The sequence below is a fragment of the Paludibaculum fermentans genome, from assembly GCF_015277775.1.
In the GTDB taxonomy this organism is placed as follows: Bacteria; Acidobacteriota; Terriglobia; order Bryobacterales; family Bryobacteraceae; genus Paludibaculum; species Paludibaculum fermentans.
In genome coordinates, this window is record NZ_CP063849.1 from 7304188 (window position 1) to 7317673 (window position 13486).

Genomic DNA, 13486 nt, shown 5'->3' on the forward strand with positions numbered 1-13486 from the left:
GATAGTCGAGCAGGCGCATCCCTCATTTCACGGCCCGAATCTCCTCAGTCTGTCGGATGCCGCCACTATCCGCCGCGGGAGTTCCATCCGTTGCAGCGCCTCCCTGGGGGGAATGCCGCCTGCGCCGAGGCTGGTCCGCGATGATCCTCCTCCCTCGGCTCTCCGCCCTCGCGGGGCCTCTGGCTGTCGATGGTGATCGTGACATGCGTCGGGTCCGTCGATGCAGCGCCTCGCGTGGCAACTCCCAGCGAATGGAGAGATACGATACATCTCTTCAATGGCAATCCTCCGCTATTATGGGATCCCTAGATCAAAAAAAGATACGGAGCGCCGGGGAAAGACGCCGTGGGGGAGTTCTATACGACCGAGCGGCGATGGCGCGGAGAGCGCAACTTTCCACTCGGCGCGGCACTAGAATGAGGAAGTGCGGGTGGTCGGTCCCGGCCGCCCGGGAGATGGGGCCAGTCAGGGAGGCAGGCAATGCGCGTGATGGTACTCGTAAAGGCGACCGAGGAGAGCGAGAAGGGATTTCACCCCACGCCCGAGGCGATGCAGATGATGGAAGAGATGGGCAAGTTCAACGAGGAGTTGAGCCAGGCCGGCATCCTGCGAGCGGCCGACGGCCTCAAGCCCTCGGCCCACGGCAAGCGCGTTGCCTTCGATGGCACCCGCCGCGCGGTCACCGACGGCCCCTTCGCCGAAGCCCGCGAGTTGATCGCCGGCTACTGGCTCTGGGAGGTGAAGGACATGGACGAAGCGGTCGCCTGGGTCAAGCGCTGCCCGAATCCGATGCCGGGCCCCAGCGTCATCGAAATCCGGCCCCTCTACGAAATGGCGGACTGGGAGCAGGAATTTGGCTCCGCCGGTCCCGGTAATTCCTGACCGGGCACTCTCGCCGAAAACCCCACTGCGCCCATGCGCGGAGCAATTCCAGGGCAGTCCGCAAGGGAATCCCCATGCCCCCAAGGCCCGCCAAACCGGAGGAAGCCGCAAATTGAGCCGCGAATGTAAATGAGCGGATAGCCACCGAAAGGCTCCACTCAGGCAGTCTCGCGACCCTTTGCCAGCGTGTCTTCAAGGGAGTCCCCATGGCCCTGCGGGCCGCCAAAGCGGAGGAAGCCGCCCCCACATCCCCAGTCCCAGAGCGAAGCGACGGGCTACGCGGGCGTCCTCAGCGGAGGGGTGTGCCAACGGCCAGCCCGTATCCGGCCAAGATTCTACTGTCCCGGTCGGAACGCCGCGGTTTGGCGCAATGGGCCAGGCTTGCGGGAAATGGGACCGATGGGGAGCGACCCCAGCCCTGCAAGGCCGGTCAGCTTGCCCTGTCAGGAACGCAAAAGGGGATTGCCCGTTCGAAAAGGGTTTTTTACTGCGAGCGTTTCAATTCTTGCGCGTGACGGTCATTTTCAGTTACGGCCATCCTGAGGGGCCCCGCAATTCAGCTAGAATCGTCATTTGTTCATCTGATTCAACCGCGAACGGAGGTGGATATGCATGACCTCTCAGACCAGAAAGGCCCCCAGGTAGAGCTCTCTCGGATGCCCGTGTGGGGCGGCCTTGCCGGAGTACTTTTCGCCGCCGGTACCTCCATTCTCTTCGCTCGCCTGATCTGGGAGCAGACCGTTTGGACCTGGCGGCAGGGACCGCAAATGGTCGGGTTTTCCCTGGCCCACGGGTACGGTGCGATTCTTTTCGTGTTTCCGGTCCTGCTCGCCATCTGGACCGTCACAGTGATTCTGCTGACACTTTGGCAACTGTTCCGGAAAAGGCGGATTGCGCGGGCCCGGTGGATCGCACTGGGCCTGGTCCTTTCGCTCTTCGCATTGGGTAGCCTTCCGGAGGGCGTCTGGCAGCGAGTATTCATCGGCCGGATGGCGGCGTCCCCTCATGCTGCCTCCCTCGTACTCTACGCCGCCTATCGGGGCGACTTCGGCACGGTTCAGGGCCTTCTGTCGCGTGGAGTTCCAGTGAATGGAGTGGATCCCACCGATGGGCGCACTGCTCTCCACGGCGCTGCCGCTGCTGGGGATGTTCGAACCATTCGCTACCTGATGGGTATCAGTGCGAACATCAACGCCGTCGATCGCTTTGGGGACAGCCCCTTGGAGTTGGCGATCTCGAACCACAAGGACTCCGCAGCCAGAGTGCTGGTCGAACTGGGAGCCCGGAGAATCACTGGCAGCGAGGCGCAGAGAAACAAGGCAATCCACGATCAGGTGCGCGAGCAGATCGACAGACTCCAGCCGCGATAGGCCGCTCTGCCAGAGACTGGCGACCCGAGGATCACATCGCTAGTGGGGCACTGCGGGACGGGCGGGGCCCTCTTCCCCGCATGGCCCACCGCGTTCCACTCAATCCAACGCCGCAGATGGGACGCCGCGCAGTCTGCCTATTCGGGTAACTGGGCCACGGCCGTTAGCCTCGATTCCCTCGCGATCGAACAGGAAGACCTTCCGCCTGACCCATCCCACCGCTCGATCAAGTTCCGCTCGCCGAGGGGGCCGCCCGCCAGGGTCCATCCACTCACGGGGAGTCTCCATCAGCAGGGAGCTTCGCACTGTGGCCATAATAGGGACAGAAACGGATCCGAAAGGATGATGATTTCGCCAGTTAAGAATCTGCTCGTTTGCGCAATATTGGGCGCTTGCTCGACGATTCCGGCGCAAACTCCGCCGGGCTCCGGCCTCCTCGTTCCCTGCTCGGCGTGCCCGCAGACCGGGCAGACCCCTGCGCCGCCTTCCGGCGCGACGCCGCTGATGGAGTTCCTGGTCGCGCCTGAGCCCCTCTCCCTGGGACGCTTCCTGAACCAGGCGGGACCTGGCCCGCGCAAGCCGGCGGGGCCAGCCGAAAAGCCGCTGCGTTGGACTCAGGTTGTGCGCGTCGTGCGAACCAGTCCCCTGGTGGTGGAAGTTCTGGCGGTGCTGGATGGTCCCGCGCCACCGGGCCAAACGAACTCCTGCGGCCTGCAGACAATCGCATTGGCGGATGCGAGGCTCAAACCCGACCTGGCACGGTTGAAGTTCAACCAGATCGTGAAGGCCGAGCTGACTTATGGCGGAAATCACGAATTTCCCCATTCGCTTTACCTGTCCGGTCTGTCGCCTGCGGCTTCTGGAGCCGTCCCGGCCGCCGGTTGTCCGAACCGCAGCGGATTGTTGATCTCGTATCGCGGGGCCGTTGAGGTGGTGAACGTGTACAACGATGGCACGATCCTCTACCGCGACGAGAAGGGCGATGCCCATGGCGCGGAGCGGCTGGCCGGCGAGGAATTGGCCTCCCTGCTGAGGACGTTCGGTACCGTAGGCTTCGACCGGGTGGACGCCACGTTTCGGCCCATGGACCGGGCGCCGGATCGCGACTCGCTGACCCTGATCTGCGTGCGCGATCAATATGTCGCCCTTCCCGGAAAAGAGGTCGCGCTGGCGCCGCTGCTGGATCGCGTGCGATCGCTCAAGGATCGAGCCACGGCCCAGACCTCTTACCTGCTGAGGTTCGAAGACAAGGCACCCTTCACCATCCTGGAATGGCCCTATCCTCAACTGCCCCCTGACCGTCTTGGGCCGGGGCGCAGCTACGGCGAGGAACTGGCGAAGCAGAAATTGCCGCGGGAATTCCTCTCCCGGCTCAGCGTGGCGGGCCGGCAACCGAATTCGCCGGCGGTCAATGGCCGCGTGTTTTGGAGCAGCGCCGGGCAACTGTATCGTGTGTTCTGGGAGACGTGCCCCAACTGCGGAGAGGCTGATTCCTTCCAATTCCTGCGCTCCGAAGCGGTGTCGCCGCTGCAGGCGCTGTTGGCGGAGCGCGCCGGGAATCGCCACGGGGATTCGAGCGCAATGGTCCTGATCGCGCGCGGCGGAGTCCGTTGGCCCCTGGAGTGGACGCCGCGGCTGGCAGAGGTAGGCGCGGGTGGGTTGATCATTCCGCCGGAGGAGTTCTCGAGGCACGCTGCGTACTATTCCGAACTCGTGAAGCTGGGTAGCTCCGGATTGGGGATCGACGTCCTCGAGGAGGGCAACCTGTTTCGTGGTGTGCGGATCTGCCGCGTGGATCCGCGCGCTCCCAGGACGAGGTGCACGGAGGCGTATGCGGACAAACCGTAGTGGATGGATGGTCCTGGTGCTTGGCAGCGCGCTGTGCGCGCAGGACAAGCCGCCGGGCTGGCCGCTGGGCGCCCGGATCCCCGAGATCTCGGGCCAGGTGGTCGACGCCGTGACGGGCAAGGCGGTGCCGGGTGTCGATGTGACCCTGCTCGCGACGGCGGGCGTTGCTTCCTTTGGCGGGGGCGGCAGCAAGCCCTTGCGGTACGAGAACATCCGCACGGTCAGCCAGGGGCAGTTTGGCTTCCGCTCCACGCTGGAGACCCAGTTGGAGAATCCGATGATGGAGCTGGAATCCTACTGGCTCACGGTCAATCTTGCCTTCCTGACGCCGGCGCAGGGGCGGCAGCGCGAGCAGTCCGGCGAAGGCGGAGCGGTCCCGCTGGGAGAAGACCTTTCATTCGAAGTTTCGAATGCCCCCATGCACCAGGCGGCCTACCGGCGCCCGTTCGCTTCCGCGCCGGACCGGCCGTGGAACAACCGGGCCTACTTTCCACTCGCGGTGCAGTTCGTGCATCCGTGCAGGCAGTCGTGGAATGCGAACTGTGTCTATTTCGGAACGACGCGCGCGTTGCGCATTCCGTTGATTCCCGTGCTGGACGATCCACGCGGGTGCGAAGGCATCGGCGACGCTTCGCTCCGGCGGCAATGCCGTGAACTCAATCTCTATTGGGCCGCCTTTCGCCGTGCGGGCACTGTCGAGGAAGTCCAGGCCGGGAAGGAGTTGTGCCGGCAGATTGACAACGGCGCAGCCTCGGAAACCTGCTTGAAGAACCTGCGCATGCTGGATCCTGAACTATTCCAGGGGCAGTGGACCGCCCGGCATCAACGCGCGGCAGCCCTGGTCTTGACGCCGGTCGCGGAACTCGTGCCGATGGGCGAGTGCACGATCACCGAGAAAGGGATGCCCATGATGTACATGGTGCGCTACCTCCGCACCGCGCCCCACCGCGATGTCGAGGTGTCCCAGGCACGCGTTTGGGTGGGTGTGTCTGAGACTGAGCAGGGCAGCCTGGTGCGAGAAGTGCGGAGCTGGGTGCCGGAGGGAGTCGAGCGGAAGGGCGTGGTCGCGGGCCAGAACGTCGGAGTCATCGAGTCCGCCGGCCTCTATGTCGCGTACTGGCCGAGCGGCTCCAGTTTCGTGGCGCTGGAGTTCCCAAAGGCCTCCGGGACGCAGGTAGGTGGGGCCGATGCCGTAGCCGAGCAGGCCACTCCTCGAATGCGGCTGGAGTTGATCCAGCAGTATCTGGCCAGGCATCCTGCGCCGCGCTAGGCGGCAACTGCGTCTAAATCGGAACCAATAGAAAGGAGAGTCGGCAAATGAAACAGCGAGAGGCATTCGGGATGGCGGTGATGCTCATGCCTTTGTGCCTTTGTTCGGCGCTGAACGCGATGTCCAGGGAGGAGGCAACCGTGCGTGCCACGTACTCTTCCGTGGTCCTCGCGTCCCGAGTGAATTCCATTATGGAATCGGATGGCCAGTCTGCTGCGGCGGAATTGGAAATCCGTCTCAAAGACATACACCAGGGCTCAATCCCGGAGTTGCTGGATAAACTGATTTCCGGCGAGGTAACCGTACCACTCGAGGACGTGCTCCCCTGCGTTCCCGGGACGTGGAATTTCCGGACGGCGCCTCAGGTGACCCAGCATCTTGGCAGCACCGTCCACGTCGGTAGCTGGGTGCCCGCCGCCGCCGTGTATGGGAACTCCAGCCAAGACCGATCTCAGTGGAATACAACGTTTCGTCACGCTTTCCAGGAGCTCGGCTGGCAGCCAAAGTCCTGGGTCTCGGTTACCGTTCTGGTATCCGCGCATGGGCGCGAACGCGAATACAAGTCGATGTTCCTCTTCGAGCCGGACGCGGCGGACTCTTCTGCCCAGGTGCGGGTGATGGACTACGTTCTGGGCTCGTCACTGCTCAGCACGCTGATGCACGCACGGTTGGCTGAGGACATCCCGGCGCTACCGGCCCGGACGCAAGGACCCGGACCCGCACGGTTGCTCGAATCCGCCCGTGGCACGGATACCTGTGCAGTCGATGCTGTGACAGGATTGTGTTGTGATGCGGCCACCCTGCAATGTGGAGTAAAGCCGAAGCCCGATGCCCAGGCGCATTGAGGGGCGGCGGCGCGGGCCGGAGGAGGTCCTCACGCGGAACTACACTCACGATGTGCCGGCCAGGATCTCCACCGCGAACGAAGGCACCGGTAGTTGGAAGCGGGCCTACGGCTACGACAGCGCGGGGAACCGCTACGTTGACCCCGACACATCGAAGACGTCCGGCTACGCCATTTCCCCCTTCACTCCGACTACCTCGTCAAACTTCGATGCCCGGAACCGTCTCGGCGTGAACAATTCGACGTACGATCCGTCGGGCAACGGCAATCAGACCGCGATTGGCAGTTACACCTACAGCTATGACGCCGAGAACCGCATGATCACGGCGAAACTGGGCGGTGGCGGCACGGAGGTGTCGAGTACGGGCTATGTCTACGACGGTGAAGGCCAGCGGGTTCAGAAAATCACGTGCCCGGCGGGTACGCAGACCTGCACTGCCTCGGTGGCTGGGGCTACGTCGACGACCTACGTCTACGATGCGTTCGGAAATCTGGCTGCGGAATACTCCGGGGCGGGTAGCGCTCCGGTTGGATGTGGGACGCCAACCTGCTACGTCTCTGTCGACCAAATTGGTAGCACGCGCTTGGTGACTGACGCGAACGGGAACGCAGTTCGCCGCTACGACTACACGCCGTACGGGGAGGAACTGTGGGCCGGTACCGGGGGACGGACCACCGCGATGGGCTACCAGTCCGGGCCAGATGGCTTCAATCCGAAATTCACCGGCCAGCAGCGTGACACCGAAAACTTCCTCGACTATTTCCATGCACGGTACTATAGTCCACAGCAAGGACGGTTCGTGAGCGTGGACCCGGAGAACGCCGGAGCAGACCCGGCGAGTCCGCAGACCTGGAATGGGTACGCCTATGTCAGCAATAATCCGCTCTCCTACACGGACCCAACGGGAGAAGGCATCTTTGGCTTCCTCGGATCAATCATCGGCGGATTCTTCGGCGGGCCGCTGGGCGCGTGGATCGGTTCTTTGGCTGGAAACGGGGCGGACGCTGCGATCTGGGGACCTGAGGCAGGAGGAGCGTCCTTCTATAACCCAACCAATAACTTCGGGTTGGGTAATGCGAGTCCGTGGGGTAGCACGCCTGGGCTCGGTGGTGCTGGCGGTGACGTCTACGGTGGGGGCAGCACGGGAGGGATGATCTTCAGCTATGAAGGCCCTGTGCACCATCAACTCACTTATTTCGGCGCGATGATGGCTGGATTAGATCCATTGACGGCCTTGAGGCTCTCATACGGTGTGATGGCTGTTGACTGGCGTGGCGGACTGAAAACCTCGCAAGGAACAGATCCTACGCATGCGCATTGGCACGCCATGGCGGGCGTCACCGAAGGAGGACATGAGGGTTGTGGACAAGCCCACGGAGGCACTATCGACGCTCTCGGCGGCGCCACTCAGAGAGCGCTAGGCGGTGATCAAGCTGCTACGACATTGGCGTTACATATGATTCAGGACTCATACGCTTCGGGTCATCAGTACAAGTTCTGGCCGGGCGGTGCGCCATCGGTATCGCACATTGCCGGAGATCTTGCACCGAGTCCGACAGCACTCAACATGACCGCGCAGTATCTATTTGATCTGAAGGCGGGGAAGATGCGAAGTGCGTACTATTATCTCGCGAAGCCCCAAGCCTGTGGACCGGTTTGGTAAATCGACTATGGCCGGCACCGGTTTGCCCAGATTGACAACTCCGAACAGTACCAATCCGTCTCGGCTCGAAATATGGTGGTGGACCTCGGTTCCTTTTCTGCTCGTGTTTGCGGCCCTGGTGTTGATCCTCAAACCCACACCCGGCATCCTCGCTCATATTCTCTTTCCCCTTCTGATCAGCTTTTGGGCGGTTCTCTATTCGTCACTGGCATGGATCGTCGTAACCTGCTTCCAAATCCTTTGGCGCATGGTGTCTGTAATAAGGGGAGTGCCCGGCGGTGAGTCCTCACGTGTGACATTTGGTGGCCTACTAAGATTAATATTGGGCATCGCCGCATGCTTGCTCGGGGTATACCTGGAGTTTTTTTGGGCTGGGAACATGGGCGGATGAGATGTAAACTCCTCGAGTGGGGCGGCGCCGTCGCGCCGCTGGCCGCTCGCGGTGATCAGAGCCGCAGGCGAGGGGGACTGCCTGACGCGGCCCACCGCGATTGTGACCTCCGGGAATCATGACATCGCCGTACGACTCCGCGCGCAGCGAAGCAGAGCGCAAACCTCCTTATCCCGCCCATCAGCCGGCAGCCAAGGTCAACTCCTCCCCTGGATGGTCGCTGGCCACCGCGCCTGTCATCGGTTTGCGAGCCTGCTGCTGAAAGCGAATGCTCTCCAGAAATGACTCATCCCCAAGAGCTTGCCCGGCGTGTGTCGATTTTCGAAGGAGGCGATAGTCAGCTTCGGGCACCGGCATCCCGAGCAGTTGAAGCCAATTCTCGACTCCCCGTGACTGTCGGAAGAACTCCATATCGAGGAGCCGGCGACGGTCGTGGCCGCTGAGGTGCGCCTCCGCACTCGACCACTCGTAGTCCACTGGTTGTTCCGCCAGGCCTGCCCGCATGGGATTTGATTCGACATAACGGATTGCAGTCCAAAGATGCGCGGGCCGCATGGGACAGGAGTAGAAACGGTTCTGCCAGAGATGCCCGCAACGCGAGCGCCGGGCAGTGAAATACTGCGCGAACCGGCCATGGACACGCCGGAAGAGGACGGCCAGGGAGTCCTCTTCCGGAGGGACCGCAATCAGGTGTATATGGTTGGGCATTCAACAGTAAGCGAGAACCGAGACGGACGCAAAGCCCGCCTGCTCACGCAGGAGATCCAGACAAACCAGACGATCGGCTCGAGTAAGAAAAACGAGTTGGCGCGCGGTTCCGCGCTGGGTGATGTGGTGGACCGCGCCGGGCGCAACGCATCGGGCAATCCGGGGCATTCTGATGATAAAGTGCAGATGGACATGCCGAATTCTCAAGCAAAACTCGGTTGGGACGGGTCAGGCTGTTTGAATGAATAAGTAGGGGGCTTCCTGCGGCAAAATGCTGAGACCGGCGTGAAGCCGGCTCAGAAACCGAAACGAGGAGAACCCCCATGAATAGCTTGTACTATCTCGGCCTCGATGTGCACAAGAAGACCATCAGCTACTGCCTCAAACTTGTCGACGGCTCCATCGTCGCCGAGGGCACGGTGAGCACACAACGGAAATCCCTGGAGGCTTGGCTGCGCCAACTCCCCAAACCTTGGTGTGGGGCGATGGAGGCAACCTTGTTTACGGGCTGGATCTACGACTTCCTGCTGCCTCATGCCAAGTCGCTTCAGGTCGCGCACCCGGCCATGCTGAAGGCGATTTCTGCTTCCAAGAAGAAGAACGACAAAGTCGATGCCCGCATGCTGGCGGACCTGCTGCGATGCAACCTCCTGCCGGTATGCTACATGGCGCCACCGGAGTTGCGGGAACTGCGCCGTCTGCTCCGCTACCGGAGTTTGATGGTGCGCCAGGCGGTCCGCATGAAGAACAAGACGGCGGGCCTGCTGATGGAAGTGGGGGCCGAGTACAACAAAGAAAAGCTCCATCAAGCCGGCTATTTCCGAGACTTGCTGGAGACTGTCGAAGAAGTGCCCGATTCCGTGAAAGATCTGCTGAAGATCAGTCGCGGGGCTGCCGAGCTATTCGATGAGGCGCAACGGCGGCTGGTGCTGGGCCTTTTGCGCAATCCGCTTCTCAAGCAACGAGTCGAGCGGCTGAGGAGCATCCGCGGCGTCGGAGAGATTCTGGCATTGACCTGGGCGGTGGAGGTAGGGGAACCGAGCCGGTTCCCGACGGTGGGGCATGCTCTCAGTTACTGCGGGCTGACGAGCGCACAGATCAGCTCGGCCGGCAAAGAGCAGCGGGCTCCGATTTCGAAACAGCGCAACAAACATTTACAGACGATTTTGATTGAAGCCGCCAAGGTGGCCCCGCTGTGGAACCCGCAGCTCAAACTGGTGCACGAACGGGAAAAGAACCGGGGCAATCCCAACCGAGCCACGTTGGCCGTGGCTCGGAAGCTGGTGGCCTACCTGTTGGCGGTGGATCGCAGCGGCCAGCAATTCCAGCCGCGCGCGATCGCGGAGAAAGAAAGCAGATGCCTGGAGGAGCAGGTTGCAATGCCAGCGCAATAACAACCATTGAAGAACGAACAAAGAATCCACTGTTGATGAGAGCCAGCACCGGCCGTTCCTCCCGAAACTGGTGACTGCGCGAAGGGGCCGCAAGGTCCGGATGCGCCACACAGGCTGTTTGAGGCCGGCCGGTAGTCCAAACTCAATCTTCCGCGAAGGCCCGAGACGGGCACGGATGTGGCCAATGGATGTCTGGCCACGCCGGCATTCGGCGATGGTCCAACCTGAAGCTGGGGACGTCGACAGGGGAACGGGCAGGGCGAAGGAAGTTCCACCAACGGGAGCGCAGCGATTAGTGTGTTTTCCCTTGACAACTACTTATCATGGATGTCCCCTTTTCCAGGTGAATCTTGGCACGGTGAAGGTACAGAACTTCTGCTACAACAGCCGGCTCCAGATAACGGGCATCCGCGTGGGCAGTGCCGCCGATAGCTCATGCCAGAGCCTCAGCACTGCGGACGTGACTCTTGGCTTGGGGTACGGAACAGGCAACAATGGGAACGTCAAGAGCCAGTCGATTCAACTTGGCTCGACAGTGCTGGGGACGCAGGCCTACGAGTACGATGCCTTGAACCGGCTGAAGACGGCGGTGGAGACAAAGGGAGCAGGCGGCACGGCGTGGTCGCAGACTTTCGTGTACGACCGCTACGGGAACCGGGCGATGCTGGGGACAAGCAGTCCCTCGCCGGCGACTGGTGTGCCGCAAGTCGCCTTGGACGACCCCGGAGAGGTCACGGCATTGCTGGCAACCTACACTGATCCAGTGAGCGGCGCAACAGTGGTGAACAACAAGTGGCTGGGGTCGACGGTGGACGCGGCGGGTAACGTCAGCACTGCGGTGGCGGCCGCGTATCCTAGAAATCTATCCTATGACGGGGAGAACCGGTTGGTGAGTGCGCAGACTAGCGGATCCGGCACGATGACGGCGGAATACGACGGCGAAGGGCACCGCGTGAAGCGGACCGTGAACGGAGTCACGACGACGGTTTACGTATATGACGCGATGGGGCAGTTGGCGCAGGAGTACGGCGGCGAGGCGGTAACTACGTCAGGCCGGCAGTACCTGGTGGCGGACCACCTAGGCAGTACGCGGCTGGTGCTGGATGGCAACGGCGTTGTGCAGACCAGAAGCGATTACCTCCCGTTTGGGCAGGAGATTGAGCTGGGGCTTGGCGACCGGACGGTGGCGCAGGGTTACGAGAGCAAGGCGGTGGCCGATGCTGATCGGCAGAGGATGAGGTTTACCGGCAAAGAACGGGACGCCGAGACTGGCCTCGACTACTTTGGGGCGAGGTACTTCTCGGGAGCGCAGGGGAGGTTCACTAGCCCGGATCCCAAGAGTGCTGGAGCAGACCCTCAGAATCCACAGAGCTGGAATGGCTACAGCTACGCTTTGAACAGCCCTTTCGCCTATGTAGACCCCAACGGTCAGTGGCCATTCTTCGTACATAACCGCATGTACCAGGCGTTCAACAGCGATCTCTCCCCCCACCATCAGGCGCTTTTGGGTCAGGTGAGCTACAACCAGGACTTCGGACCAGGGGCTCAAGATCCAGGACAGTCTTATACGCACTCTATGTGCTTCTCTGGTCAAAGTGCTGGCGCTTGCGTAGCGATGATAAACCGCTTCATCGATCAAAATTTGGCACTTGCAAACGACCTATCTGGCGGCGGGCGCGATTTGAACGATGACGCGATTACGGCCTTTGCGAAGGCCGCACATGCCTTGACAGATATGAGTTCGCCTGCGCATGTGGGCGCCGATGGCATGCCTATTGGATGGAGCAATGGCAGGGCTGCTGGGCTTGCCCACGTTTACGCCGAACGAAATGCATCGGTCGATTGGTTTCGTGCTGGCCAGGGGATGAGGCTCGAAATCGCTGGGTATGCTAGGGCGTTTCCTTACCTTGCGAAGAAGCACGGCAACCAAGACGCTTGGGCGCAAAGGGAGATCGAGCATTTCGTCAGCAGCTACTTTGCGACTGAAGATCCGGCGGTGCGGAACCATGTGGCAGAGGATGCGGCGAGGCAATGCGCCCTGGGCAATCCGGCGGCTTGTGGGGGACAATGACAATGGTCATAGTCAAAGGGATCGTTATTGGTTTCGTGATAGTCTTAGCCCTGTTTGTGGGTATGACGGTACCTCTCGTTGGGAGAATCGCCGAATGGTTGCTTGCACCTGGCTATGCGCTCCCTGAGGCCTACTGGGGTGCTGCCCATGACCCAATTCAAATCCTTGCCGCGTTTCTTCTGAACGTTGTTTTCTACGCGGCTCTAGCCACATGCGTGATCCTGCTCCTGAAGCGAAAAGGCGCATTACAATAGATCGCCCGATGACGAGGGAGTTCACCGGCAAAGAACGGGACGCCGAGACTGGCCTCGACTACTTTGGGGCGAGGTACTTCTCGGGAGCGCAGGGGAGGTTCACTAGCCCGGACAATCCGAAGTTCTCGGAAAAGACTTCTCCTCAAACTTGGAACCTATATTCGTACACGGCGAACAATCCGCTTTCCGCTGTCGATATCACCGGCAACAACTGGTTCAAGATCAATGGCAATTGGAATTGGCACGACGGTTCAGATGTGGACGACAACGGTGATCCATGCAAGAAGGGATCCGAAGGTTGTAACCACAGCGACTACACGATGCTTCTGCGGATTCAGAAGACTGGGAAGTACGCGAAGGATGGAGCTGAGATTGAGAAGCTAACGCTACTGGGTGCGGGCGAGGATGACGTTCTTGCTACCGGGACTGGATACACAGGAAAGCTCGGCACCTATATGACAACACCCAACGGCGATTATGAGATAAACCTGAACAGGCGCGGAGGCCTTCAGTCTCAGTACTTCCTTCAGGTTCCTCAAGGGTACGTCCTTGGACCCTATCCGGGGATTCAGCGCGTAGGTCCCGTTACGATACGTGATCAGGTGTTTGATGCCAGGAACGATTGGGGCGAGTATAGAGCGGACCTCATCGGCCCTAAGGGCCCTACGGCCTTCTATCTACACGGCAAACAGGACTACTTCGATTACGGCCGAACCTACACCCACGGCTCACTGCTGTCCAAGACAGGACACACCTCTCGCATCTCGTGTTGAATTCAAAGGGTTCCTGA

At 61.2% G+C, this 13486-nt stretch carries 11 protein-coding genes; 10 read left to right on the forward strand and 1 reads right to left on the reverse strand.

The window, feature by feature from the left end; genetic code table 11:
* Positions 1-480 precede the first annotated feature (480 nt).
* The 6 genes from IRI77_RS28990 to IRI77_RS29015 all read left to right on the forward strand — a co-directional run bounded on the left by IRI77_RS28990 (position 481) and on the right by IRI77_RS29015 (position 7878).
* Positions 481-882: a YciI family protein gene (locus tag IRI77_RS28990; RefSeq protein WP_194448456.1), complete on the forward strand. Its 402-nt coding sequence runs from the start codon at positions 481-483 to the stop codon at positions 880-882.
* Between the two features lie 608 nt (positions 883-1490).
* Positions 1491-2252, forward strand: coding sequence for an ankyrin repeat domain-containing protein (locus tag IRI77_RS28995; protein ID WP_194448457.1), 762 nt, complete (start codon positions 1491-1493; stop codon positions 2250-2252).
* A gap of 342 nt (positions 2253-2594) precedes the next feature.
* Entirely contained in the window at positions 2595-4100 is a 1506-nt protein-coding gene (locus IRI77_RS29000) for a hypothetical protein (protein ID WP_194448458.1), read from the forward strand.
* Between the two features lie 7 nt (positions 4101-4107).
* Entirely contained in the window at positions 4108-5370 is a 1263-nt protein-coding gene (locus IRI77_RS29005; RefSeq protein WP_194448459.1) for a hypothetical protein, read from the forward strand.
* Positions 5371-5441: 71 nt separating this feature from the next.
* Positions 5442-6215, forward strand: coding sequence for a hypothetical protein (locus tag IRI77_RS29010; RefSeq protein WP_194448460.1), 774 nt, complete (start codon positions 5442-5444; stop codon positions 6213-6215).
* Complete coding sequence (locus tag IRI77_RS29015; protein WP_194448461.1) at positions 6199-7878, forward strand: RHS repeat-associated core domain-containing protein; 1680 nt, start codon at positions 6199-6201, stop codon at positions 7876-7878. Before IRI77_RS29010 ends, IRI77_RS29015 begins: the two co-directional genes overlap by 17 nt.
* Before the next feature lie 571 nt (positions 7879-8449).
* Here IRI77_RS29015 and IRI77_RS38190 read toward each other — a convergent pair.
* The gene (locus IRI77_RS38190) at positions 8450-8773 is read right to left on the reverse strand and encodes a hypothetical protein (RefSeq protein WP_228486373.1); all 324 of its coding nucleotides are present in this window, start codon (positions 8771-8773) and stop codon (positions 8450-8452) included.
* Between the two features lie 81 nt (positions 8774-8854).
* On the opposite strand from IRI77_RS38190, the gene IRI77_RS29025 reads away from it, so the two are divergent.
* The 4 genes from IRI77_RS29025 to IRI77_RS29040 all read left to right on the forward strand — a co-directional run bounded on the left by IRI77_RS29025 (position 8855) and on the right by IRI77_RS29040 (position 13469).
* A complete protein-coding gene (locus IRI77_RS29025; RefSeq protein ID WP_228486374.1) occupies positions 8855-9226 on the forward strand; it encodes a hypothetical protein in 372 nt (123 codons plus the stop codon).
* A gap of 74 nt (positions 9227-9300) precedes the next feature.
* The gene (locus IRI77_RS29030) at positions 9301-10371 is read left to right on the forward strand and encodes an IS110 family RNA-guided transposase (protein ID WP_194448464.1); all 1071 of its coding nucleotides are present in this window, start codon (positions 9301-9303) and stop codon (positions 10369-10371) included.
* 343 nt (positions 10372-10714) lie between these two features.
* Entirely contained in the window at positions 10715-12442 is a 1728-nt protein-coding gene (locus IRI77_RS29035; protein ID WP_194448465.1) for an RHS repeat domain-containing protein, read from the forward strand.
* A gap of 262 nt (positions 12443-12704) precedes the next feature.
* Positions 12705-13469 carry an RHS repeat-associated core domain-containing protein gene (locus IRI77_RS29040; RefSeq protein WP_194448466.1) on the forward strand — a complete coding sequence of 255 codons (765 nt, stop codon included), beginning with the start codon at positions 12705-12707 and terminating at the stop codon, positions 13467-13469.
* Positions 13470-13486 lie beyond the last annotated feature (17 nt).

Excerpts from the sequence above, each read along its gene's own strand:
- IRI77_RS29000 (WP_194448458.1), top strand. The coding sequence starts at position 2,595 with ATGATGATTTCGCCAGTTAAGAATCTGCTCGTTTGCGCAATATTGGGC.
- IRI77_RS38190 (WP_228486373.1), bottom strand. The coding sequence starts at position 8,773 with ATGCGGGCAGGCCTGGCGGAACAACCAGTGGACTACGAGTGGTCGAGT.
- IRI77_RS29040 (WP_194448466.1), top strand. The coding sequence starts at position 12,705 with ATGACGAGGGAGTTCACCGGCAAAGAACGGGACGCCGAGACTGGCCTC.
- IRI77_RS28990 (WP_194448456.1), top strand. The coding sequence starts at position 481 with ATGCGCGTGATGGTACTCGTAAAGGCGACCGAGGAGAGCGAGAAGGGA.
- IRI77_RS28995 (WP_194448457.1), top strand. The coding sequence starts at position 1,491 with ATGCATGACCTCTCAGACCAGAAAGGCCCCCAGGTAGAGCTCTCTCGG.
- IRI77_RS29030 (WP_194448464.1), top strand. The coding sequence starts at position 9,301 with ATGAATAGCTTGTACTATCTCGGCCTCGATGTGCACAAGAAGACCATC.
- IRI77_RS29015 (WP_194448461.1), top strand. The coding sequence starts at position 6,199 with ATGCCCAGGCGCATTGAGGGGCGGCGGCGCGGGCCGGAGGAGGTCCTC.
- IRI77_RS29010 (WP_194448460.1), top strand. The coding sequence starts at position 5,442 with ATGGCGGTGATGCTCATGCCTTTGTGCCTTTGTTCGGCGCTGAACGCG.
- IRI77_RS29025 (WP_228486374.1), top strand. The coding sequence starts at position 8,855 with ATGCCCGCAACGCGAGCGCCGGGCAGTGAAATACTGCGCGAACCGGCC.
- IRI77_RS29005 (WP_194448459.1), top strand. The coding sequence starts at position 4,108 with ATGGTCCTGGTGCTTGGCAGCGCGCTGTGCGCGCAGGACAAGCCGCCG.